The organism is Saccharopolyspora sp. NPDC000995 (assembly GCF_053599315.1).
Genome location: NZ_JBSFLZ010000016.1, coordinates 54,486 through 72,923 on the forward strand (window position 1 = coordinate 54,486; position 18,438 = coordinate 72,923).

Annotated in this window: 19 protein-coding genes and 1 pseudogene; 9 read left to right on the plus strand and 11 right to left on the minus strand. The window is 68.5% G+C overall.

Annotation, left to right across the window (positions count from 1 at the left end):
- Positions 1-19: 19 nt before the first annotated feature.
- The 8 genes from ACWDKQ_RS08595 to ACWDKQ_RS08630 all read right to left on the minus strand — a co-directional run bounded on the left by ACWDKQ_RS08595 (position 20) and on the right by ACWDKQ_RS08630 (position 7,753).
- Complete coding sequence (locus tag ACWDKQ_RS08595; protein ID WP_450138125.1) at positions 20-286, minus strand: hypothetical protein; 267 nt, start codon at positions 284-286, stop codon at positions 20-22.
- 103 nt (positions 287-389) lie between these two features.
- A complete protein-coding gene (locus ACWDKQ_RS08600) occupies positions 390-989 on the minus strand; it encodes a nucleotidyltransferase family protein (protein WP_450138126.1) in 600 nt (199 codons plus the stop codon).
- Between the two features lie 133 nt (positions 990-1,122).
- Positions 1,123-2,568, minus strand: coding sequence for an NCS2 family permease (locus ACWDKQ_RS08605; protein ID WP_450138127.1), 1,446 nt, complete (start codon positions 2,566-2,568; stop codon positions 1,123-1,125).
- A 361-nt stretch (positions 2,569-2,929) separates the two neighbouring features.
- Positions 2,930-3,418 carry a nucleoside deaminase gene (locus tag ACWDKQ_RS08610; RefSeq protein WP_450138128.1) on the minus strand — a complete coding sequence of 163 codons (489 nt, stop codon included), beginning with the start codon at positions 3,416-3,418 and terminating at the stop codon, positions 2,930-2,932.
- A 289-nt stretch (positions 3,419-3,707) separates the two neighbouring features.
- Positions 3,708-6,011, minus strand: a complete 2,304-nt coding sequence (pucD, locus tag ACWDKQ_RS08615; RefSeq protein WP_450138129.1) for a xanthine dehydrogenase subunit D — start codon at positions 6,009-6,011, stop codon at positions 3,708-3,710.
- Between the two features lie 277 nt (positions 6,012-6,288).
- Positions 6,289-6,411 carry a hypothetical protein gene (locus ACWDKQ_RS08620; RefSeq protein WP_450138130.1) on the minus strand — a complete coding sequence of 41 codons (123 nt, stop codon included), beginning with the start codon at positions 6,409-6,411 and terminating at the stop codon, positions 6,289-6,291.
- Positions 6,408-6,893: a (2Fe-2S)-binding protein gene (locus ACWDKQ_RS08625; RefSeq protein WP_450138131.1), complete on the minus strand. Its 486-nt coding sequence runs from the start codon at positions 6,891-6,893 to the stop codon at positions 6,408-6,410. Before ACWDKQ_RS08625 ends, ACWDKQ_RS08620 begins: the two co-directional genes overlap by 4 nt.
- Entirely contained in the window at positions 6,884-7,753 is an 870-nt protein-coding gene (locus ACWDKQ_RS08630; RefSeq protein ID WP_450138132.1) for an FAD binding domain-containing protein, read from the minus strand. The genes ACWDKQ_RS08625 and ACWDKQ_RS08630 overlap by 10 nt, the downstream gene beginning before the upstream one ends.
- A gap of 187 nt (positions 7,754-7,940) precedes the next feature.
- Here ACWDKQ_RS08630 and ACWDKQ_RS08635 point away from each other — a divergent pair, with 187 nt between their 5' ends.
- The 4 genes from ACWDKQ_RS08635 to ACWDKQ_RS08650 all read left to right on the plus strand — a co-directional run bounded on the left by ACWDKQ_RS08635 (position 7,941) and on the right by ACWDKQ_RS08650 (position 12,508).
- Positions 7,941-9,539 (plus strand): PucR family transcriptional regulator, encoded by a 1,599-nt coding sequence (locus tag ACWDKQ_RS08635; RefSeq protein WP_450138133.1) that lies wholly within the window; start codon positions 7,941-7,943, stop codon positions 9,537-9,539.
- 359 nt (positions 9,540-9,898) lie between these two features.
- Positions 9,899-11,116 carry a type III PLP-dependent enzyme gene (locus tag ACWDKQ_RS08640; protein WP_450138134.1) on the plus strand — a complete coding sequence of 406 codons (1,218 nt, stop codon included), beginning with the start codon at positions 9,899-9,901 and terminating at the stop codon, positions 11,114-11,116.
- Between the two features lie 83 nt (positions 11,117-11,199).
- Positions 11,200-11,595 carry an adenosylmethionine decarboxylase gene (speD, locus tag ACWDKQ_RS08645; RefSeq protein ID WP_168586860.1) on the plus strand — a complete coding sequence of 132 codons (396 nt, stop codon included), beginning with the start codon at positions 11,200-11,202 and terminating at the stop codon, positions 11,593-11,595.
- A 40-nt stretch (positions 11,596-11,635) separates the two neighbouring features.
- Entirely contained in the window at positions 11,636-12,508 is an 873-nt protein-coding gene (locus ACWDKQ_RS08650; protein ID WP_450138135.1) for a spermidine synthase, read from the plus strand.
- A gap of 146 nt (positions 12,509-12,654) precedes the next feature.
- Here the strand turns inward: ACWDKQ_RS08650 and ACWDKQ_RS08655 are convergent, their stop codons facing one another.
- Positions 12,655-13,710 (minus strand): hypothetical protein, encoded by a 1,056-nt coding sequence (locus tag ACWDKQ_RS08655; protein ID WP_450138136.1) that lies wholly within the window; start codon positions 13,708-13,710, stop codon positions 12,655-12,657.
- 115 nt (positions 13,711-13,825) lie between these two features.
- On the opposite strand from ACWDKQ_RS08655, the gene rbsK reads away from it, so the two are divergent.
- Positions 13,826-14,725 carry a ribokinase gene (rbsK, locus tag ACWDKQ_RS08660; protein ID WP_450138137.1) on the plus strand — a complete coding sequence of 300 codons (900 nt, stop codon included), beginning with the start codon at positions 13,826-13,828 and terminating at the stop codon, positions 14,723-14,725.
- A 117-nt stretch (positions 14,726-14,842) separates the two neighbouring features.
- Here the strand turns inward: rbsK and ACWDKQ_RS08665 are convergent, their stop codons facing one another.
- The gene (locus ACWDKQ_RS08665; RefSeq protein WP_450138138.1) at positions 14,843-15,187 is read right to left on the minus strand and encodes a histone-like nucleoid-structuring protein Lsr2; all 345 of its coding nucleotides are present in this window, start codon (positions 15,185-15,187) and stop codon (positions 14,843-14,845) included.
- Positions 15,188-15,549: 362 nt separating this feature from the next.
- Here ACWDKQ_RS08665 and ACWDKQ_RS08670 point away from each other — a divergent pair, with 362 nt between their 5' ends.
- The 4 genes and pseudogenes from ACWDKQ_RS08670 to ACWDKQ_RS08685 form a co-directional block, all read left to right on the plus strand.
- A complete protein-coding gene (locus tag ACWDKQ_RS08670; RefSeq protein WP_450138139.1) occupies positions 15,550-16,041 on the plus strand; it encodes an Lsr2 dimerization domain-containing protein in 492 nt (163 codons plus the stop codon).
- 400 nt (positions 16,042-16,441) lie between these two features.
- Positions 16,442-16,708: a hypothetical protein gene (locus tag ACWDKQ_RS08675; protein ID WP_450138140.1), complete on the plus strand. Its 267-nt coding sequence runs from the start codon at positions 16,442-16,444 to the stop codon at positions 16,706-16,708.
- 65 nt (positions 16,709-16,773) lie between these two features.
- The gene (locus tag ACWDKQ_RS08680; RefSeq protein WP_450138141.1) at positions 16,774-17,052 is read left to right on the plus strand and encodes a hypothetical protein; all 279 of its coding nucleotides are present in this window, start codon (positions 16,774-16,776) and stop codon (positions 17,050-17,052) included.
- A 261-nt stretch (positions 17,053-17,313) separates the two neighbouring features.
- Positions 17,314-17,514, plus strand: a pseudogene (locus ACWDKQ_RS08685) (ATP-binding cassette domain-containing protein); the annotation flags it as partial.
- 130 nt (positions 17,515-17,644) lie between these two features.
- Here the strand turns inward: ACWDKQ_RS08685 and ACWDKQ_RS08690 are convergent.
- Complete coding sequence (locus ACWDKQ_RS08690; protein WP_450138142.1) at positions 17,645-17,818, minus strand: hypothetical protein; 174 nt, start codon at positions 17,816-17,818, stop codon at positions 17,645-17,647.
- Positions 17,819-18,438: the final 620 nt, after the last annotated feature.

Sequence of the window (18,438 nt, forward strand, 5' to 3'; positions counted from 1 at the left end):
GTCCCGGAATTGCGCGCGGTCACCGGCCGCTGCGGGCGTGGCCCGCGGCGGCGGCCACGGCCTTGCGGGTCGCCTCGTCGGACAGGCCGTGCCTGGCCTGTAGGTATGCGGTGGTGAATGCGAATCCGTCGCCGTCGAGAAGGTGGATCACGACACATCCTGCGGCGCCGGGCGTTAACTTCTCGATGAGCTGGTCGGCCATGCTGCGATCGGTTCCGGCCGTGACGGGGACCAGCCAGTCGTCGCCGTCCGGCACGTAGTTGGCGGTGATGTGTCCCCTCGCCATGAATGCCTCCGCCTCCGGTGTGCTCGGGCGTTCGCGTGACGCGGCGTCGATTGGTGTCGGTGCTGCGCAGCCGTTCCGGGCCGGTCACGCGTGGCCGTCGACTCTACGGGTTGCCCTGGCCCAGGTCTTCGGGACGGTCGATGTCGAACCCTTCCGACACGTCGTCGCAGGCCACCAGCGCGACTTCGCGGCCTTTGAGGTAGCCGCGGGCACCGGCGTCCCCGGTGGCCGCCGCGCTGGCCCCGGCCCAGTGGTCGCGCCCCAGCAGCACTGGGTGGCTGCGGACGCCGTCGTGAGCGGCGGCGGCGAGGGCGCTCGGGTTCGCGAGCGCCGCGACGCGCCGCACGGCTTCCGGGCCTATGCCGGGCATGTCCACCGGTAGCACGAGGGCGGCGTCGGCATTGGTCGGCGCGAGCGCGTCGAGCGCGGTGCGCAGCGACGAGCCCATGCCGGTGGCCCAGTCCGGGTTGAACACCACCGTCGCGCCCGTCAGCTCAGCGCGTTCGCGGACCTCGTCCGCGGCGGCGCCGATGACCACCACGATCGGCGCGCAGCCGCCTGCGGCGAGTACCCGCGCGGCCCGGTCGACCAGCAACGTCCCTCGGTATTCCACCAGCGCCTTCGGCATCCCGAACCGACGACCGGCACCGGCGGCCAACACGACTCCCGCAATTACCACCACCGCAAGGTACCCACTCCACACTTCACCGATCCGAGATCTTGACGAGGTGAGGGGCACCCGCGGGCGGTGCGGCCGCTCAAGGGTGCCCCTCACCTCCCACTCGATCGAGTGGCGCTGTTCGGGGAGCCGAGCACCCGAGGAGCTCCTCGCGCGGTTACTCGACCAGGGCTTCGATGCCTTCCACTCCAAAGTAGAGCCCGAAGACGATCACCAGGATGCCGACCAGCCAGCCGATTTCGCGGGCCTTGCCGCGCGCCACCTTGATGACCGCGAACGCGACCAGGCCCGCTCCGATGCCGTTGGTGATCATGTAGGTGAACGGGATCACCGCGATGGTCAGGAACGCCGGGATGACGAAGTCGGGGTCGTCCCAGGGGACGTGCCGGACCTGGGCCATCATCAGCGCACCCACGATCACCAGCGCCGGCGCGGCGGCCTGCGCGGGCACCACCGCCGCCAGCGGCGTGAACAGCAGCGTCCCGCAGAACAGTAGCCCGGTGACCACGCTGGCAAGGCCCGTGCGCGCGCCCTCGGCGACGCCGGTGGCCGATTCCAGGAACACGGTGTTCGGCGATGATCCGGTCAGCCCGCCCGCGGCGGCGGCCACGCCGTCCACAGCCAGGATCCGGCCCATTCGCTCGACCTTGCCGTCCATCACCAGCCCCGCCTCTGCGGAGACGCTGGTGATGGTGCCCATGGCGTCGAAGAACCCGGACAGCACGAGGGTGAACAGGAACACGGTGGCCGCGATGCCGCCGGCCGCGGCGAACCCGCCGAAGAGGTCGACGTCGCCGAACAGGCTGAAGTCGGGGCTGCCGATGAACTGGTCGGGCAGCTCAGGCACGATCGTGTCCCACTGCTTCGGGTCGATGGCGAAGGCCGCGTTGGCCCCGATCGCCAGCACCGTGCTCACCGCGATGCCGATCAAGATCGCGCCAGGCACCCGGCGGGCCATCAGGACCAGCATGATCAGCAGGCTCAGGCAGAAGATCGCGATCGGCACGCCGACCAGGTGCCCTTCGGTTCCCTGGCCCATCTGGACCGGCACCGTGGTGTTGGCCGCGTCCGGCTTGCGGGTCACGAACCCGGCGCTGACCAGGCCGATCAGCGCGATGTAGAGGCCGATGCCGACGGTGACAGCGGTCTTCAGCGCGGCCGGGATCGAGTCGATGATCTTCTCCCGGATGCCGCTGACGGCCAGGATGACGATCACGATGCCTTCGAGCACCACCAGCCCGAAGGACTGCGCCCAGGTCATGGCGGGCGCGATGGTGAAGGCGACGACCGCGTTCACGCCCAGGCCGGACGCCAGGGCCAGCGGCGCGTTGCCCACCAGGCCCATCACGATGGTCATCACGCCCGCGGTGGCCGCGGTGGCGGTCGTCAACTGCTCGGGGGTCAGCTTGGCGCCGGACACGTCCGCGGACGATCCGAGAATCAGCGGGTTGAGCATCACGATGTAGGCCATCGCGACGAAGGTCGTCAGGCCGCCGCGCAGTTCGCGGGAGATGGTGGAGCCGCGGCTGGTGATGCGGAAGAAGCGGTCTATTCCTGAGGGCCTGGAGTCGGCGGATCTTTCTGGTTGCACTTGCTGGGTCATGAGTCCTCCCATGCCGGTGGGCGCCCCCGCGCGGCCCCGGATCGGGTGCCGCCCGGACTTCTTCTCGGCGTTTCCGGGCAGGGGAGCGCCCGGCGGGAATCCGCCGAAATCGGTGTGGGTCGTTTGATCGATCGGCTTTCTCCGCCGCAGTGTTTTTCGGGACGGCGGGCGGGCCCGGTTCCGGTGGAATCGCGGAAACGGTCGGTGCGGCCCGTCCGCGGGCGACGGGCGACCCCGTCGTCGCGGCCGTTGCCCCTTCTCTGGGTGATCGTGCTGCTGAGGGGAATTCGAGTCCCGGATCAGGGCGTCCGGGACCGTGAGCGCTTCGAGCCGCTGAAGCTGCCCGGAAGACCCGCTGGGGTCAGTAGTCCACGCGGTCGGGCTTGTCGCGCCAGGCGTCGAAAGCCGCGTTGCGGTTAGCCATTGCCACCTGGTGGACGGGGGTCGGGCACTTCTTCTCCGGGTCCTTGAACGCGTCGTAGAAGGCGCGGTCGTCGAAGCCGGCGTCGGCGGCGTCGTCCCGGTCGGCGGCGAACAGCACGCGGTCGACCCGCGCCCACATCGCCGAGGCCAGGCACATCGGGCACGGCTCGCACGAGGTCACCAGCACGCAGCCGTTCAGCTTGAAGGTGCCCAACGCCCGGCAGGCGTTGCGGATCGCGGTCATTTCGGCGTGCGCGGTCGGGTCGAGGTCGAGGGTCACCTTGTTGATGCCCGTCGCGATGATCTCGCCATCCCGGACGATCAACGCGCCGAAGGGGCCGCCGCCACTGTCCACATTGGTCGTGGCGAGTTCGATGGCCTTGGCCATCCAATCCTGCTCGGCGCCCGTTGCGACGTCCACGGACATTGTTTCCTCCTAGGATCTGTTCAACAAGCGGCGGTAGCCGCTTGCTGTGTGGGACTTAGCGCGCACCGCCGCGTTCTCAACAGTGCTACGCGGGGCCACCGCGCACCCCGAGCTATCTCGCGCGGACAGCCCCCGACGTGGTGAATTGGCATTCGTGATGTCGGATCCCCACAGCGAGAAGGCATCTGAGGTTGCGCTCCCCACACCGCCACGCAAATCACTTTTGAACCACTCCTATGGGTTTCCGGTGGTCGTTGGGGATGCTGGGACGGCGGCCCGGCACCGCTGGTCACACGATGTGCTCGGGAGCCACCGGTGTGTGCGGGAGTTCCTTGCCGGTGGCGGCGCGGATGGCGGCCACTACGGCCGGGGTGGTGGAGATCGTCGGCGGCTCGCCGACCCCTCGCTGCCCGTAGACCGCGTTGGGGTCGGCGCGTTCGATGACGTCGATCTCCATCGGCGGCGTGTCGAGGATCGTGGGTATCAGGTAATCGGTGAAGGAGGGGTTGCGGATATGGCCGTCCACGACCTTGATCTCCTCCATCACGGCCAGCCCCATGCCCTGCGTGGAACCGCCCTGGATCTGCCCCACCACCGAGTCAGGGTTGATCGCCTTGCCGACGTCCTGGGAGCAAGCCAGCTGCACGACCTTGATCAAGCCGAGCTCCAGGTCGACGTCTACCACCGCGCGGTGCGCGGAGAACGCGTGCTGCACGTGTACCCGTTCACTGCGGCCGTTCTCGTCCATCGGGAAGGTCTCCCGGTGGTGGTATTCGCGGGTTTCTTCGATGACGTCGTCGCCGAGCACCTCCACGAGTTCGGCCAGTACGCCGTGGGCCTTCGACACGACCTTGCCGCCTTGCAGGTCCAGCAGCGCCGGTTCGACGTCGTAGCGCTCGGCGACCCGAGCGAACACAGCCTCGCGCACCGCGTCGCAGGCCGCCTTGACGGCACTGCCGGTGACCAGCGTCTGCCGCGAGGCTGAGCTGGAGCCGGCCGGGCCGACGCTCGTGTCGTTCGGGTGGATGGTCACCCGCTCGACGCCGAGCTCGGACCGCGCGATCTGCTGCTGCACCGTCACCAGGCCCTGCCCCACCTCGGCCGCGGCTGTGTGCACCATGGCCGCCGGCTCCCCGCCGATGATCTGCAACCGCACTCGCGCGGTCGAGAAGTCGTCGGCGCCTTCGGCGTAGCAGATGTTCTTGATCGTCACGCCGTAGCCGACGCCGCGCACCACGCCTTCTCCGTGCGTGGTGTTGGACGCCCCGCCGGGCATGTCCCGGATGTCCACCGGGCCGGTGCGCTCGCCGGGCATCGGCAGGGCCCGCACGCGCTCCAGCAGTTCGGCCACCGGAGCCGGGAAGTCCAGCACCTGGCCGGTCGGGATCGAGTCGCCCTGCTCGATCGCGTTGGCGATGCGCAGGTCGACCGGGTCCATGTTCAGCGCGGCGGCGAGCTTGTCCATCTGGGACTCGTACGCGAAAGTTGGCTGCACAGCACCGAGTCCGCGCATCGCACCGCACGGCGGGTTGTTGGTGTAGAGACCCCAACCTTCGATATCGACGTTGGGCACCTTGTACGGACCGGCGCCGAGCGTGGTGCCGTTGCCGACCACGACCGGCGTTTTCGAAGCGTACGCGCCGCCGTCGAAGTACTGCCGCGCCTTGACGTACACGAGCTTGCCGTCGCGCGTCGCGCCGTGCTCGTAGTACATCTTGGCCGGGTGCCGGTGCACGTGGCCGTAGAACGACTCCTCGCGGTTGTAGACCATCTTGACCGGCTTGCCCAGGTGTAGCGCCAGCATGCACACGTGTACCTGGATGGACAGGTCTTCCCGGCCGCCGAACGCGCCGCCGACGCCGGACATTGTCATCCGCACCTTCTCCGGCGGCAGCCCGAGCGCCCGCGCGGTCTGCCGGAGGTCGGAATGCAAGTCCTGGGTCGCCAGGTACAGGTCGACGCCGCCGTCCTCGGCGGGGATGGCCAGCCCCGACTCGGGACCCAGGAACGCCTGGTCCTGCATCCCGACGGTGTACACCCCGGAGACCACGACCTCGGCCGTCGCGTCCGGGTCGCCCTTGACGATCTTCTGGTGCCGCACGACGTTGCCGTTCGGGTGCAGCTTCGGCAGTGTCTCGTCGTGCGCGACCCGCTCGGCGTCGAGCACCGGCTCCAGCACCTCGTAGGCGACGACGATCTTCTCCAGCGCACGCCGCGCCGTCTCCGGGTGGTCGGCCGCGACCAGCGCGACGGCCTCGCCCTTGTAGCGCACCACATCGGCGGCCAGCACCGGCTGGTCGGCGTACTTCAGGCCGAAGCAGTTGTCGCCGGGCACGTCATCGGCTGTGAGCACGGTCTGCACCCCGGCCATCGTCATCGCCGGCCCGATGTCGATCGAGCGGATCCGGGCGTACGGGTGCGGGCTGCGCAGCGTCGCGCCCCAAAGCATGTCCTCGGCCCACAGGTCCGAGGAGTAGGCGAACTCGCCGCGCACCTTGATCGCGCCGTCCGGGCGCAGCGGGGATTCGCCGATGCCGCCGCCGATGGCGTCGTTGAGCTCCTGCGGACTGCGAGCAGGTGCGTGGCTGCTCATGCGGACACCTCCTTGAGCTCCTTGATGCCTGTCTCCAGGCTCCCCTTGCGTGACGGTGCGGGTGGCGCAACCCCAGATGCCTTCTCGGCTGCGGGATTTCCGACTTGTGCATGTCCAATACGCGGCTTCGGGGATGTCCTCGAGAGAATGTCGTTGAGAATCCGCGGCAGTGCGAGTTGTACGGGTGGGCTAAGGGGCTGCGCCGCTTCAAAGACAAAGCCCGAGCGCGATGACGGACTCTTCGGCCGGGTACCTGCCCCCGCTTGAGTCTCGCTGCTCATGACACCCCCTGCGAGGTGCGGACGCGGTCACCCTCGACGACGACGTGGCCCTCGGCGAACTCGGTGCCCGGGTCGTCGACGGTTACCACGGCGCCGCCCTCGATGATGGTCCGGCTCATGCGTGCGCCTTCCGCTCCGCCGACTTCCTCCGGGCGGCGAGCCGAACAGCATCCATGATCTTCTCGTAACCGGTGCAGCGGCACAGGTTCCCGGCCAGCGACTCGCGGATCTCCGCGTCGGACGGATTCGGCTTGCGCTCCAACAGGTCGTGCGTCTGCACGAGCAAGCCCGGGGTGCAGAAGCCGCACTGCACGGCACCGGCCTCGACGAACGCCTCCTGCACCTCGTCGAGCTTCTCGCCGTCGGCGAGGCCCTCCACGGTGCGCACGTCGCGGCCCTCGGCCTGTCCTGCGGCCACCAGACACGAGCAGGCCGGCACGCCGTCGAGGTAGACCGTGCAGGAACCGCATTCGCCCTGCTCGCAAGCGTTCTTCGAACCCGGGAGGCCCAGCCGTTCGCGCAGCACGTACAGCAGGCTCTCGCCCTCCCACACGTCGTCGGCCTCGTGCGGTTGTCCGTTGACGGTAACCTTCAGGCGCATTCCTGCCTCCCGGCACAGTGGTCGTGCCAGACCCAGGACAGGGTCCGGCGAGCCATCACGGCCAGCGAGTGGCGCCGGTAGCCGGCGGTGCCGCGCACGTCGTCGATCGGTGACGCGGCCTGCGCGACCAGCTCGCCGAAGCGGCGGGCCACGGAGTCCTCCAACGGCTGCCGTTGCTCCCAGTCGAGCTCGGCGCTCAGGAACTCCTCCGCGACCTGCGCGCGCAGCGGCGTCGGGGCGGCCGAGCCGATCCCGGTGCCGACCTGCCTGCGATCGGGGTGCAGCGAGATCGCGAAGGTGCACACCGCGATGACCATCGCGTTGCGGGTGCCGACCTTGGAAAACTGCTGCGGGCCGGTCGCCGGGGCAATCTGCACGGCGGCGATCAGCTCGTCCTCGGCCAGCGCGTTGCGCTTGACACCGGTGAAGAACTCGGTCGCCGGGATCAGCCGTTTGCCGCGCACCGACTCGACCTCGATCAGCGCGTCGGAGGCCAGCAGCGGCGGGTGGCCGTCGCCGGCGGGGGAGGCGGAGCCGAGGTTGCCGCCGAGCGTGCCGTGGTTTCGGATCTGCGGCGAGCCGACGGTGCGGCTGGCGATCGCCAGACCCGGCACCTGGTCGCCCAGCTCGTTGATCAGCCGGGTGTAGGGCAGGCCCGCGCCGATGCGCAGCGTCCCGTCCGCCTGCGACCAACCGGCGAGCTCGGGGACGCCGGTGAGGTCGAGCAGTGTGCTGGGGCGGCGATGGTCGAAGTTGATCTCGACCATCACGTCGGTGCCGCCGGCGATCGGCGTCGCGTCCGGATGCGCGGCCTTGGCTTCGAGAGCCTCCCGCCACGAGGCGGGGCGGACGAATTCCACGGTTGCACTCCTTGTCACGGGTGGTGAAAAGGTGTGAGTCAGTACACAACTGGGGGCTGTTCGGCCGCTAGCGGTGGAAGGCCCGAAAAATCCTTCCGGTAGCCGGGCCGGGGTTGTATGTTTCTCCAAACGCGGGGAGCCCCTTGCGGCGTTCGGGTCACCCGGCCGAAACACTCACCCGGAACAGATGCCCGCCTCGCGGCCGACGACCGGCCCGGCGTGGGGCCCCGGCCCCGAGATGGACCGGGGCGGCGGAGGCCGAGGTGCGCAGGTGCAGCTAAGTGATCTCCTCGCCGATCCGGAACTCGGATTGGTGCTGCTGGGCGGCGCGGACCAGATGGACCGGCCGGTCCGCGGCGTCTACATCACAGACCTGCTCGACCCCCGGCGCTACCTGCACGGCGGCGAGCTGGTGCTCAGCGGTCTGATGTGGCGCAACGACCCGAGCGATTCGGAAAAGTTCGTCGCCGCGCTGGTCGACGCCGGGGTGGTGGCCCTCGCTGCGGGCACCGCGCGGCTCGGCCACGCGCCGCCGGACCTCGTCGAGGCATGCCGGCGGTACGGCCTGCCCGCCTTCGAGGTGCCGCTGACGGTCAGCTTCAACGCCCTCGCCGACCGCATCCAGCGCCGCTCCGCTCCGCGTCGCGAGCTGGTCTCCGCGGTCGCATCCGGCGCCGACCTGGACCGGGTGCTCCGGATGGCGGCCGACGAACTCCGCGCCGACTGCTGGGTGCTGTCGGCGGCCGGTTGGATCGTCGGTGGCACCGGCGAACTGCCGGATGCGACCCGCTGCGCGGCGCTGCGCGCGTTCGCCACCGGCCGCCTGCCCCGCACCGTGCGACCAGTGGAGTCCGGCGGCACATGCGTGCTGTGGCCGGTGGAGTCCGAAACCGAGCCGCCTGCCGCCCGCTGGTTCGTGCTGGCGCGCGGCGACGTCGCCGACTGGGGCGATGAGGAGGAGGCCATCGCCACGGACCTGGGCACCGTCGTGGCGTTGGTGCGGGCACGGGTGGAAGAGGCCCGCCGGATCGCGGGCAGGTCGGTGGAGGCGGCGCTGCGGAGGCTGCTCGACGGCACCTCCACCCAGGCCGAGGTCGCGGCCCGCCTCGAGACCTCGGGCCTGCCTACGGACCAGCCGCTGCGGGCGGTGGCCCTCAGCGCCGGCGACCCGGCGGAGTCGACGCTGCTGCTGCGCGAGGTCGCTGCGGCGACCGGCATGGCCTCGGTTACCGCTCCGCTCGGCGACGGCGCCACGGCATTGTTCGTGGCCGACGAAGCGCACCTGGCGGAGCTGGACGCGCGATTGCGGCGCATCGTCGCCGAAACCGAGCCGGGGCTGGGCCAGCGGCGGCTGGCGATCGGCGTCAGCGACATCAGCCCGGCGACGGCGCTGCGCGGAGCGCTTGAGGAGGCGGGCTACGCGCGTCGGCTCGCGCAGCAGCGCCGGGGGCGCGCCGAGGTCGTGGTGGCGGCGGAGCTCGCCTCGCACGAGGTGCTGCTGGCGTCGGCGCCCGACGAGCTGCGCCGTTCCTACCGGCAGCGGCTGCTCGCTGACCTGATCGAGTACGACTCGGCGCACAACTCGGACCTGCTGGCAACCCTGCGGGTGTTCCTCGACTGCTCCGGCTCGTGGTCGCGCTGCGCCAAGCTGCTCCACGTGCACGTGAACACGTTGCGCTACCGGATCCAGCGGATCGAGGAGATCACCGGGCGAGACCTCGCCGAGTTCCCGTCCCGAGTGGACTTCTACCTCGCCCTCGAACTGGACCGCGAACCCGCCGACTAGCGGACCGATCCGCTCTGTACGGACGCTCCCTGAGGTGAGTGCTTGGCGCCGCTGTTGCGCCCGACGCACTCGTGGGTCCGGACCAGGCGAAACCTGTGCCTGCGCAGCTCCCGTTCCCAGGTGTTCCGCCGATCACGGGAAGTCGGGAATCCGACCACGCAACGCGACGACCTCGGCGAGGTCCCGTGGGGGTGCTCACACTATGTTCCGCTGTCCGGGGGTAGAGGTGGGCGCGGTTCGAAATCCGTAAGTGAGCGCGGTACTGTGCTTGGTCGCAGTTGCGCTCCAAGAGTGCATGCCCCTGGCGGGAAGAACCCAGGGAAACCCCAACCCCACCAGCCGAGACGGAGGTACCGGGATTGACCGATCTGTCCGCCACCACCGGTGTGACGGACCGCCCGAGCGGCACCGCGCAGCAGACCGAATTCGCCGCGCCGGACCCGATTCTGCAGTTCCTTGACCGGCAGCAACCCGCAACCCCCTGCCTGGTCATGGATCTGGCCCAGGTCCGCGACCGCTACCGGCAGTTGCGAACCGCCCTGCCGGACGCCCGGATCTGCTACGCGGTCAAGGCCAATCCCACCCCCGAAGTGGTCGGTGAACTGGTCGGCCTGGGGGCGTCCTTCGACGTCGCCAGCCCCGGCGAGATCGACCTGTGCCTGGCCAAGGGCGCGGCGCCGGAGTCGATCTCCTATGGCAACACCATCAAGAAGCGCCGCGACATCGCCCGCGCCTACGAGCAGGGCGTCCGCCTGTTCGTCACCGACAGCGCCGCGGACCTGGCCAACATCGCCGAGGTCGCGCCGGGCTCACAGGTGTTCTGCCGGGTCCTGGTGGACAACAAGGGGTCCCGGACCCCGTTCGGTCGCAAGTTCGGCTGCCCGCCGGAGACCGCCGCGCAACTGCTGCGGCGCGCGCAGGAACTCGGACTGGATGCCTACGGCGTGTCGTTCCACATTGGATCGCAGCAGCTGGAACCCGCCGCGTGGGAGCACGGGATCAGCGCCGCCCGGCAGGTTTTCGAGGACTGCGCCGCGCACGGCTTGCGACTGCGGATGGTGAACCTCGGAGGCGGATTGCCCGCCGGTTACACCGAAGCCGCCCCGCCGCTGGCCGACTACGTCCGTCGCATCGAGGAATCGCTGGACCGCAATTTCGGCGCCCAGCGGCCGGAACTGCTCATCGAGCCGGGGCGCTTCATCGTCGGTGATGCGGGCGTGCTGCGCAGCGAGGTCGTGCTCGTCTCGGACTCCAGCGACGGCGAACGCAGCTGGGTCTACCTGGACATCGGCCGCTACAACGGGCTCGCCGAAACCGAAGGCGAAGCCATCACCTACCGATTGCGCACCTCGCGCGACGGCGACCCGCTCGGCCCGGTCGTGCTGGCCGGGCCGACCTGCGATGGCGACGATGTGCTCTACCAGCGCACCCGGTACGAGCTGCCACGAACGCTGCGCGGCGGCGACTGGGTCGACCTGCTCAGCGCCGGCGCGTACACCGCCAGCTACTCGTCTGTGGGCTTCAACGGATTCACCCCGTTGCCCACGTACTGCGTCGACGGCGACGATCAGCCGTGATTGCCTCGGCGACTTCGAGGAGCCGACACCGAAGCAGTGCCGACTTGGTACTGGAATTCTGCGAAAGGATGGGAGGTCGATAGATGTCCGTTGACACCGGAACGCCGCCGGTCGGGTTGTTCACCGGCCAGCATGTCCTCGCCGAGCTGGAGGGCGTTGATCCGGAACTGCTCGACGACGAGCAGTTCCTGCGTGACACCCTGCACAACGCGCTGAGCCAGTCGCACGCCACCGTGTGCCAGATGATCGCCAAGCGGTTCGAGCCGCAAGGTGTCACCGTGTTGGCGTTGCTGTCGGAGTCCCACGCTTCGCTACACACGTACCCGGAGGACGGCTCGATCTTCATCGACGTCTTCACCTGTGGGCACACCGCCCAACCGGAGCGCGCGGTACAACTGCTCGCCGAGGCGCTGAAGCCGGCCTCGCAGAACGTCCAGACCATTCAACGCGGCCACGACTACGCAAACCTAGCCTCGTGAATTCGCCTTACCTGGCAACGTGAATCAAGGAGGAGCACCGTTGATCGAACTCGACGGGCACCAGTGGATCAAAGAACCGATGGGCGCGGACCTGCAGCGCCTGTGGCGGGTCGACGAGGTGCTGTGGGAGGGCGACACCGAATACCAGCACGTGGTCATCGGCCGCACTGGGCAAGGCGTCTCGCTGTTCTGCGACGACGACCGGCAGAGCACCGAGTTCTCCCAGCTGGTCTACCACGAGGCGATGATGGTGCCGGCGTTCCTGCTCGCCGCGCAGGTCGAGCGGGTGCTGATCATCGGTTCCAGCGAGGGCGTCGCCAGCCAGCTGGCGGCCGCGGCCGGGGCCAGCCGGGTCGACCACGTGGACATCGATGAGCAGTGCGTGCGCGTCTGCGCCGAGCACCTGCCGTACGGCTACAGCGCCGAGGAGCTCGCCCGCGTCGAGCGAGGTGACGGTCCGATCAAGCTGCATTACGCCGACGGCTGGGGCTTCCTCGACCAGGCGCCGCCGGAGGGCTACGACATCGTGGTCGTCGACCTGCCCGACGAGCGGGCCGACGACGCCGACGGCCAGCACAACCGGCTGTACGGCCTGGAGTTCATCCAGCGCTGCCAGGCGGTGCTCGCGGCCGGTGGCGTAGTCGCGTTCCAAGCGGGTTGCCCGACGGTGTGGCGCAACGAGACGCTGATCCGCTCCTACAACCGGTTCCGGTCGGTGTTTGACACGGTCGCCTACTTCGGCTCGGACGAGCACGAGTGGGCGTTCCTGTTCGGCCGGGTCGAGCAGCTCGACGACCCGACCAACGTGATGCTGGAGGCGTTCTCGAAGTCGGCTTACCAGCCGGAGACGATCGACGAGGCCAGCCTCATCGGCTGCACGGTCCCCCCGTACTCCGTCCGAAACCAGGCCTGAAACTTCCGCAACGCGGAACCCCGGTTCCAGGGTGGGCGATTTCAGTGGAAATCGGAGCGCTGATTTCCACTGCGCCCTTTTCATCCTGGCCGATCCGCAGCGGCGACCTGGCCGATCCGCAGTTGCAACGCAAGAAATCGTGCCGCCTAGACGGAGCCGAGATAGGGGTGGCGGGCCGGGTCGCCGTCGCGGGGGACGAACCACTGGCCGAAGGCCAGGCCCCGGGCGCGCAGTTCGGCCTCGACCTTGGTGATCTGCTCCACCACCTCCGGCTCGGCGTCGGAGGTCAGCGGCAGGTCCACCTCGTACAGCTCCTCGTGCTGGGTGTCGCTGAAGGCCCGCCCGGCGAACCCGGCGAACACCGACTCGCTCTCCTCCCAGCTCATCAGCTCAGCGGCTTCCAGCACCACGCGCGCCTCGTTGATGATCAGCCGCAACGCCAGCGCCTCGGCCACCGTGCGCGGCGGCGTCCAGGACGACTCGGTCATCCGCACCGCGACGGCAGCCGACGACAGCACGAACGCGCGGGCGAAGAACGCGTCGTAGCGGTGGTCGTAGCAGGGCGGGAGCTCCTCCAGCACCAGCAGCCCGACCGCGTCGGCTACCGTCGCATTGTTCACCGCCAGAGCCAGCTCGTCGTAGAAGATCTCGTCGGTGACCACCCGCACCGCGTGGATGAGCGCCCCGGCGGGTAGGACGTGCGAATCCGGCTCGACGCCGAACGCGCTCGCATCGAACCCTCGCAGCTGCGGAGCCAGCTCGGTGAGCCGGGCGCGCCAGTGCTCGGCGTCCATAGCGGGCTCCGCAGAGGTCTCCAACGCCTCCTCGACCGCGGCCTCCAGCTCTTCGTTGACGTCGTCGACCGCGGCCAGCCGCTGGTTGAACTCGTCCTCGGTGATCCGCACCTCCGAGTGCGACACCGACCAGCCGCCGAGCACCTCGCTCTCGCGGATCAGCTCGTCGAGCACCGATGCGGCGGCGTCCTCGGCCGCCAGCAGCGACGGCGCATCGAGTGCGAGAACCACGTTCGCGCCCGTCGGATGCACCGTGATGCGGTAGTCCAGGATGTCTATGTCGGCGTCCCCAGGGCCCGAGACCCCCTCGACCAGCGCGAGGTGACGGTCGAGCACGGCCGCGATCCCCTCCTGCTGCAGCGCGTCGAGCCCCACGACCCCGGCCGGCGGCTCGAGCTCGGCTGTCACCGCGTAATCCACCGCGTCTCGCCTTCTTCTCGACGGTTGGTCGGCATCGTACGTCGTCGAACTGGCCAGGACCCGTCAAGCGTTCGGGGCCCCCACATCGGCCATGATGAACCACGTGACAACGACTGTGGCCGTATTTGGCAGCTGCAACATGGACTTGGTGGCCTACGTCGGGACGGTGCCGGAGCGGGGCGAGACGGTACTCGGGCGGGAGTTCCACACGGTGCCCGGCGGCAAGGGCGCCAACCAGGCGATCGCCGCGGCCAAGGCGGGCGCCACGGTGCGCATGATCGGCGCGGTGGGCGAGGACGACTTCGGCACCCAGATCCGCGAGGCCCTGCAGAAGTCTACTGTGGACGTAATGGGCCTGCGGACGGTGCCGGGGCGAAGCGGCACCGCGCACATCGTGGTGGACGACGAAGGCGGCAACTCGATCATCGTGGTGCCCGGAGCGAACGGGACGGTCGACGGACTCGTCGACGGCGACGAAGAACTGATCGGCGGATCGCAGAGTTTGCTGTTGCAGCTGGAAATTCCGCTCCCCGGCGTGGCCGCGGCTGCGGCGGCGGGACGGCGCAACGGGGTGCGCGTGGTGCTCACCCCGGCCCCGGCGGTGCCGCTGCCCGCCGACATCCTGTCGAATGTGGATCTGCTGGTGCCGAACGAACACGAGGCGGCGATCCTCGCGGGCGACGACGACCCGCACCGCGCGCTGGCCATGCTGCTCGAACTGGTCCCCGAGGTGGTGATCACCCTCGGTGCCCGCGGCTCGTTGTACGGCAACCGCGACGGTGCGCGTGTGGAGGTGCCCAGCTTCCCGGTCGACGCCGTGGACACGACGGCCGCGGGCGACACCTTCGTCGGGGTGCTGAGCACGGCGATGGGCGAAGGCGTCGGGGTGCCCGAGGCGCTGCGGCTGGCCTCTGCTGGAGCGGCCGTGTCGGTGCAGCGCAACGGGGCTAGCAGCTCGATGCCGACTCGCCACGAAATCACCGACTTCTTGGCAACGAGATAAGGGATTCACCCCAGACAATTACTGCTGGTCGACAACCGCACTACGAGGAGTCATTTTGCGAGTTTCACGGGCGGCCGGATTTGCTCCGAGTTCGAACCGGCCGCCCGTGGCTAGTGCTCACTGAGCGTTGTCGTAGGCCTCGACGACCTCGGCCGGAATGCGACCCCGGTCAGAAACCTGCATCCCCTGATTCCGGGCCCATTCCCGAATGGCCTGGTTGCGTTCGCGGTCGGCCGCGGACGGCGTCGCCGAGGGCTTGCCGGCCTTGGCGACGGCGCGCTTGCGGCCACCCGTCTTGCGCGCGCTGGCCACGAAAGACGCCAGCGAGTCGCGGAGTTGGGCGGCATTTTCGGAGGACAGGTCAATTGAGTAGTTCACCCCATCCAAGGCGAACTCCACGGTGCTGTCGGCTGGTGTGCCGTCGACATCGTCGACGAGCTGAACGGTGACTTTCTGCGCCACGGTACCCCTCGATTCCGGTTCGATTCCCCGTCTTCTCCACACCGCCGGTGCGGAGAAGAGCGAGCGAACAATAAACGATCGCCGCAAGAATGATCCAGCCGCCGCCGGAATTTTCTGCGATGTGCGCTGGATTACTTTCTCGGATTGTCCCGCAGCGGTTACTGTCCGTTGGTGGCCATGTACCGTCGCAGGGTGCGGCGGTACGTGACCCGCCCGGCGGTTATCGGCTGGGCAACGAGCTGCTCTATGGTTGAGTACGAGACAACGGCGCTGCCGCGTGCTACAACGTGGTTAAGGCTCTCAGTAGTCTTACCTGCAAGTGTCGCGAATCGAGGCGGGGCACGTTCCCGAGACAGGTGATCATGGCCGAGCGGATTCAGGTCGAACTCGTCGATGATGTCGACGGGTCCCCGGCCAACCACACCATCACCTTTGCGCTGGATGGTGTGACGTATGAAATCGACCTGAACGACGAGCACGCCCAACACCTCCGGGTCGTCCTGGACCGCTACATCAAGGCCGCGCGCGCACCGAAGCCCGAGCCGGCGAGCAGCACGCGCCAGCAGGAGCGTGAGGAGGAGCAGGTCCGGCAGGCCAACAAGCAGCTGACCGAGCAGATCCGCGGCGCCGCGCAGCGCACCCGCGAGCACCTCAGCAAGAAGGCCGCCGAACCGGTCGCCAAGGCCGCCGAACCGGTCGCCAAGGCCGCCGAACCGGTCGCCCCGAAGCCGGTCGAGCAGCCCGCGCCTGTAGAGGAAACGTTGTTCACCGCGCCTCGAGCCGAAGAGCCGAAGCCGGAAGCGGACCGCGTCCCGGCGGTTTCGATGCCGCAGTTCTCCTCCGCAGTCGACTGAGAATGGGTCGCTCGGCCCGAATTCCGCGGTGGCGGTCGGATTCGTGCCCGCGAAAAGGCACGTGTTGGGCCGCTATTCACGAGCTGACGCCGCATGACTAGCGCCGGAGCAACGGGAAGCTGAACGGCTTTCCACCGGCGGGAGACCTGTCCGAATCCGGGTCGATGCCGGAAGGATCACGGATGTGTGCACGTCGTGTCGGGCCAAATACGGCACACGCGCTCCTTCTATCCTGCAGCAGGCAGGAGGCGCGCGTGGCCGTGAGGTTCAGGCAGTGCGTGCCGGTGCTGCTGGCCGTGGCGATCGCAGCGACCGGCTGCGCCCCGCTGGTCGACGTCGAGCAGACCGCCGCCCAGGTGCGCTCCTCCGTGCAGGCAGCGACGGTCCGCGGCGGAAGGCAGTGGTCACGCTCGACCAGGAGCCGGACAAGCTCGAACCGACGCTGGCCTCGACGCTGGCCAGCCGCCAGATCTTCAGCAGCTCAGCGCGGTCGAATCCGTGGCGGTCGTGGATCCGCTATTCCCGGCCAAGCTCGACGAACGGGGCGAGGACTTCACCGACGCCCCGGTCTGCGTCGGCCCGTTCCGGTTCACCGCACGCGTCGCTAAAGGACCTGACCGTGTTGGACCGCAGCGAGTTCTACTACGACCGCGACGCGGTCCGGTGATCGGCTGGTCTGCCGGACGGTGTCGGAGACAACATCCGGATGGCAAACCTGTGCTCCGGAGTCTGGTGCGGGACGAAGAGATCATGCTGCTCAACCAGCCGACGCCGCAGTACTACGGCATGACCGTGAACGTCCACAACGTCGGCGGCAAGACCGGCGAGGTGACCGGTCCGCTGGCAGACGACCCGGCTACGTGCCAAGGGCGCCGGGAGTGGCGGGTGAGCACCGTCCACGGAGTCCGCAACAGCCTGATCACCGTCATGACGATCCTCGGCCTACAGCTCGGCACGCTGATCTCCGGAACCGTGGTCAACGAGCAGATCTTCATGGCTTCGGCAAATTGATGGTCGATGTCGTGTGCACTTCACCCGTGCCTCCCCGGTGATCCAAGGCGCTGTGCTGGTCTCGGCGGCCGGATACATCCTGGTGAACCTGCTCGTCGACCTGCTGTATTCGATGGTGGATCCGCGACCGAGCACGAGTACTCGCGAGCGCTCCTGGCGGCGGTGCCGAGGAGGGAGGTCGGTGAGCCGGCCGAACCCGAGCCGGTCCTCCGCGTCGAGGACCTGGTCGTCAGCTACGTCGGCCAGCGCGTCGTTGACGGAATGTCGTTGCACACCGGATGCGACGAAATCCTCGCTTCGGTAGCGGAATCCGGCTCCGGAAAGTCCACTGTGAGCAAATCCGTGGCCAGGCTGGTGACCCAGGCGGAACGCCGGATCGTGCTCCACGGCCTGGACATCAGCCGCCTGCCCGTCCGCCGGCTGCTATCGGTGCGACACAACATCGACATCGTCTTCCACGAGCTGGCTTTGGCGAAACTGCTGGCGCGCCTGGTGGCGGTCATGCACCTGGGCAAGCTGGTGGGGCAGGGCGACCGAACGCAGTTGCTCGGCGACCGGCAGCACGCGCGGTGCGGTGCGGGTGTGATTCGGGTCAGTCTTCGGCGCGGTGCCGACGGGCCCTGCCGCGCGCCCCGGAGCCGGGGCGCGCAGACTTCTTGGCTTCTGTCTTCGGCCGTTCGGCCCGATCCGCCAGCGAAGCGGCGAACTCCGGCGGGGCGCTGGGACCCCAGTTCCGGTCTTCCGGGTCGATCAGCGTCTTTCGCAACTCTGTATAGATCGGTGTGGAGTCCACTGCTACCCCCGTTCTGGCGATCGTCTGGGAGGCTACCGGCGCAGTCCGGGCGTTTCGCGGCGAGGAAGCAGGACCACACGAACGTGGACATCGATCCCGGCAGTGGTGGCGGGCTCAAGGCGCAACGCCCAAGATCGCCTCTGACCTGGTGTTTTTCCCTTTTGTGGGGGGTGGTTGTCGGGGGTGTTTCGGGGCCGTGTAACTTATTCCAAGTCAGCGCGACACGGGCCGGGAAAACCGGGCCGGGCCTGATGCGGGTCCCGCGAACCAAGCTCTCACGAATGAGTGGTAGAGTGGGCGGGCCTGAAAACGGTAAGACTTGATAAAGTGAAACGCTTGCGCGTGTTGAAAACTGAAGACCGAATGGTTTCCCGAAGATAACGAATTGGGTCGGATCGGAAACGAGCCCCCCGGTTTGACAGCGGAAAACATGATGGTCTAAAGTCGGTGACACAAGAAAGCGAAGAGGAAATGCTCCCCGGAGCTGCGGGTCCCTTGGGTGGGGTCGGGTGATGGTGTGGGTGTGTTCTTTGAGAACTCAACAGCGGACTGTTTTGGTTAGTGTTCTTTTATGCCCCCGACCATGCAGGTTT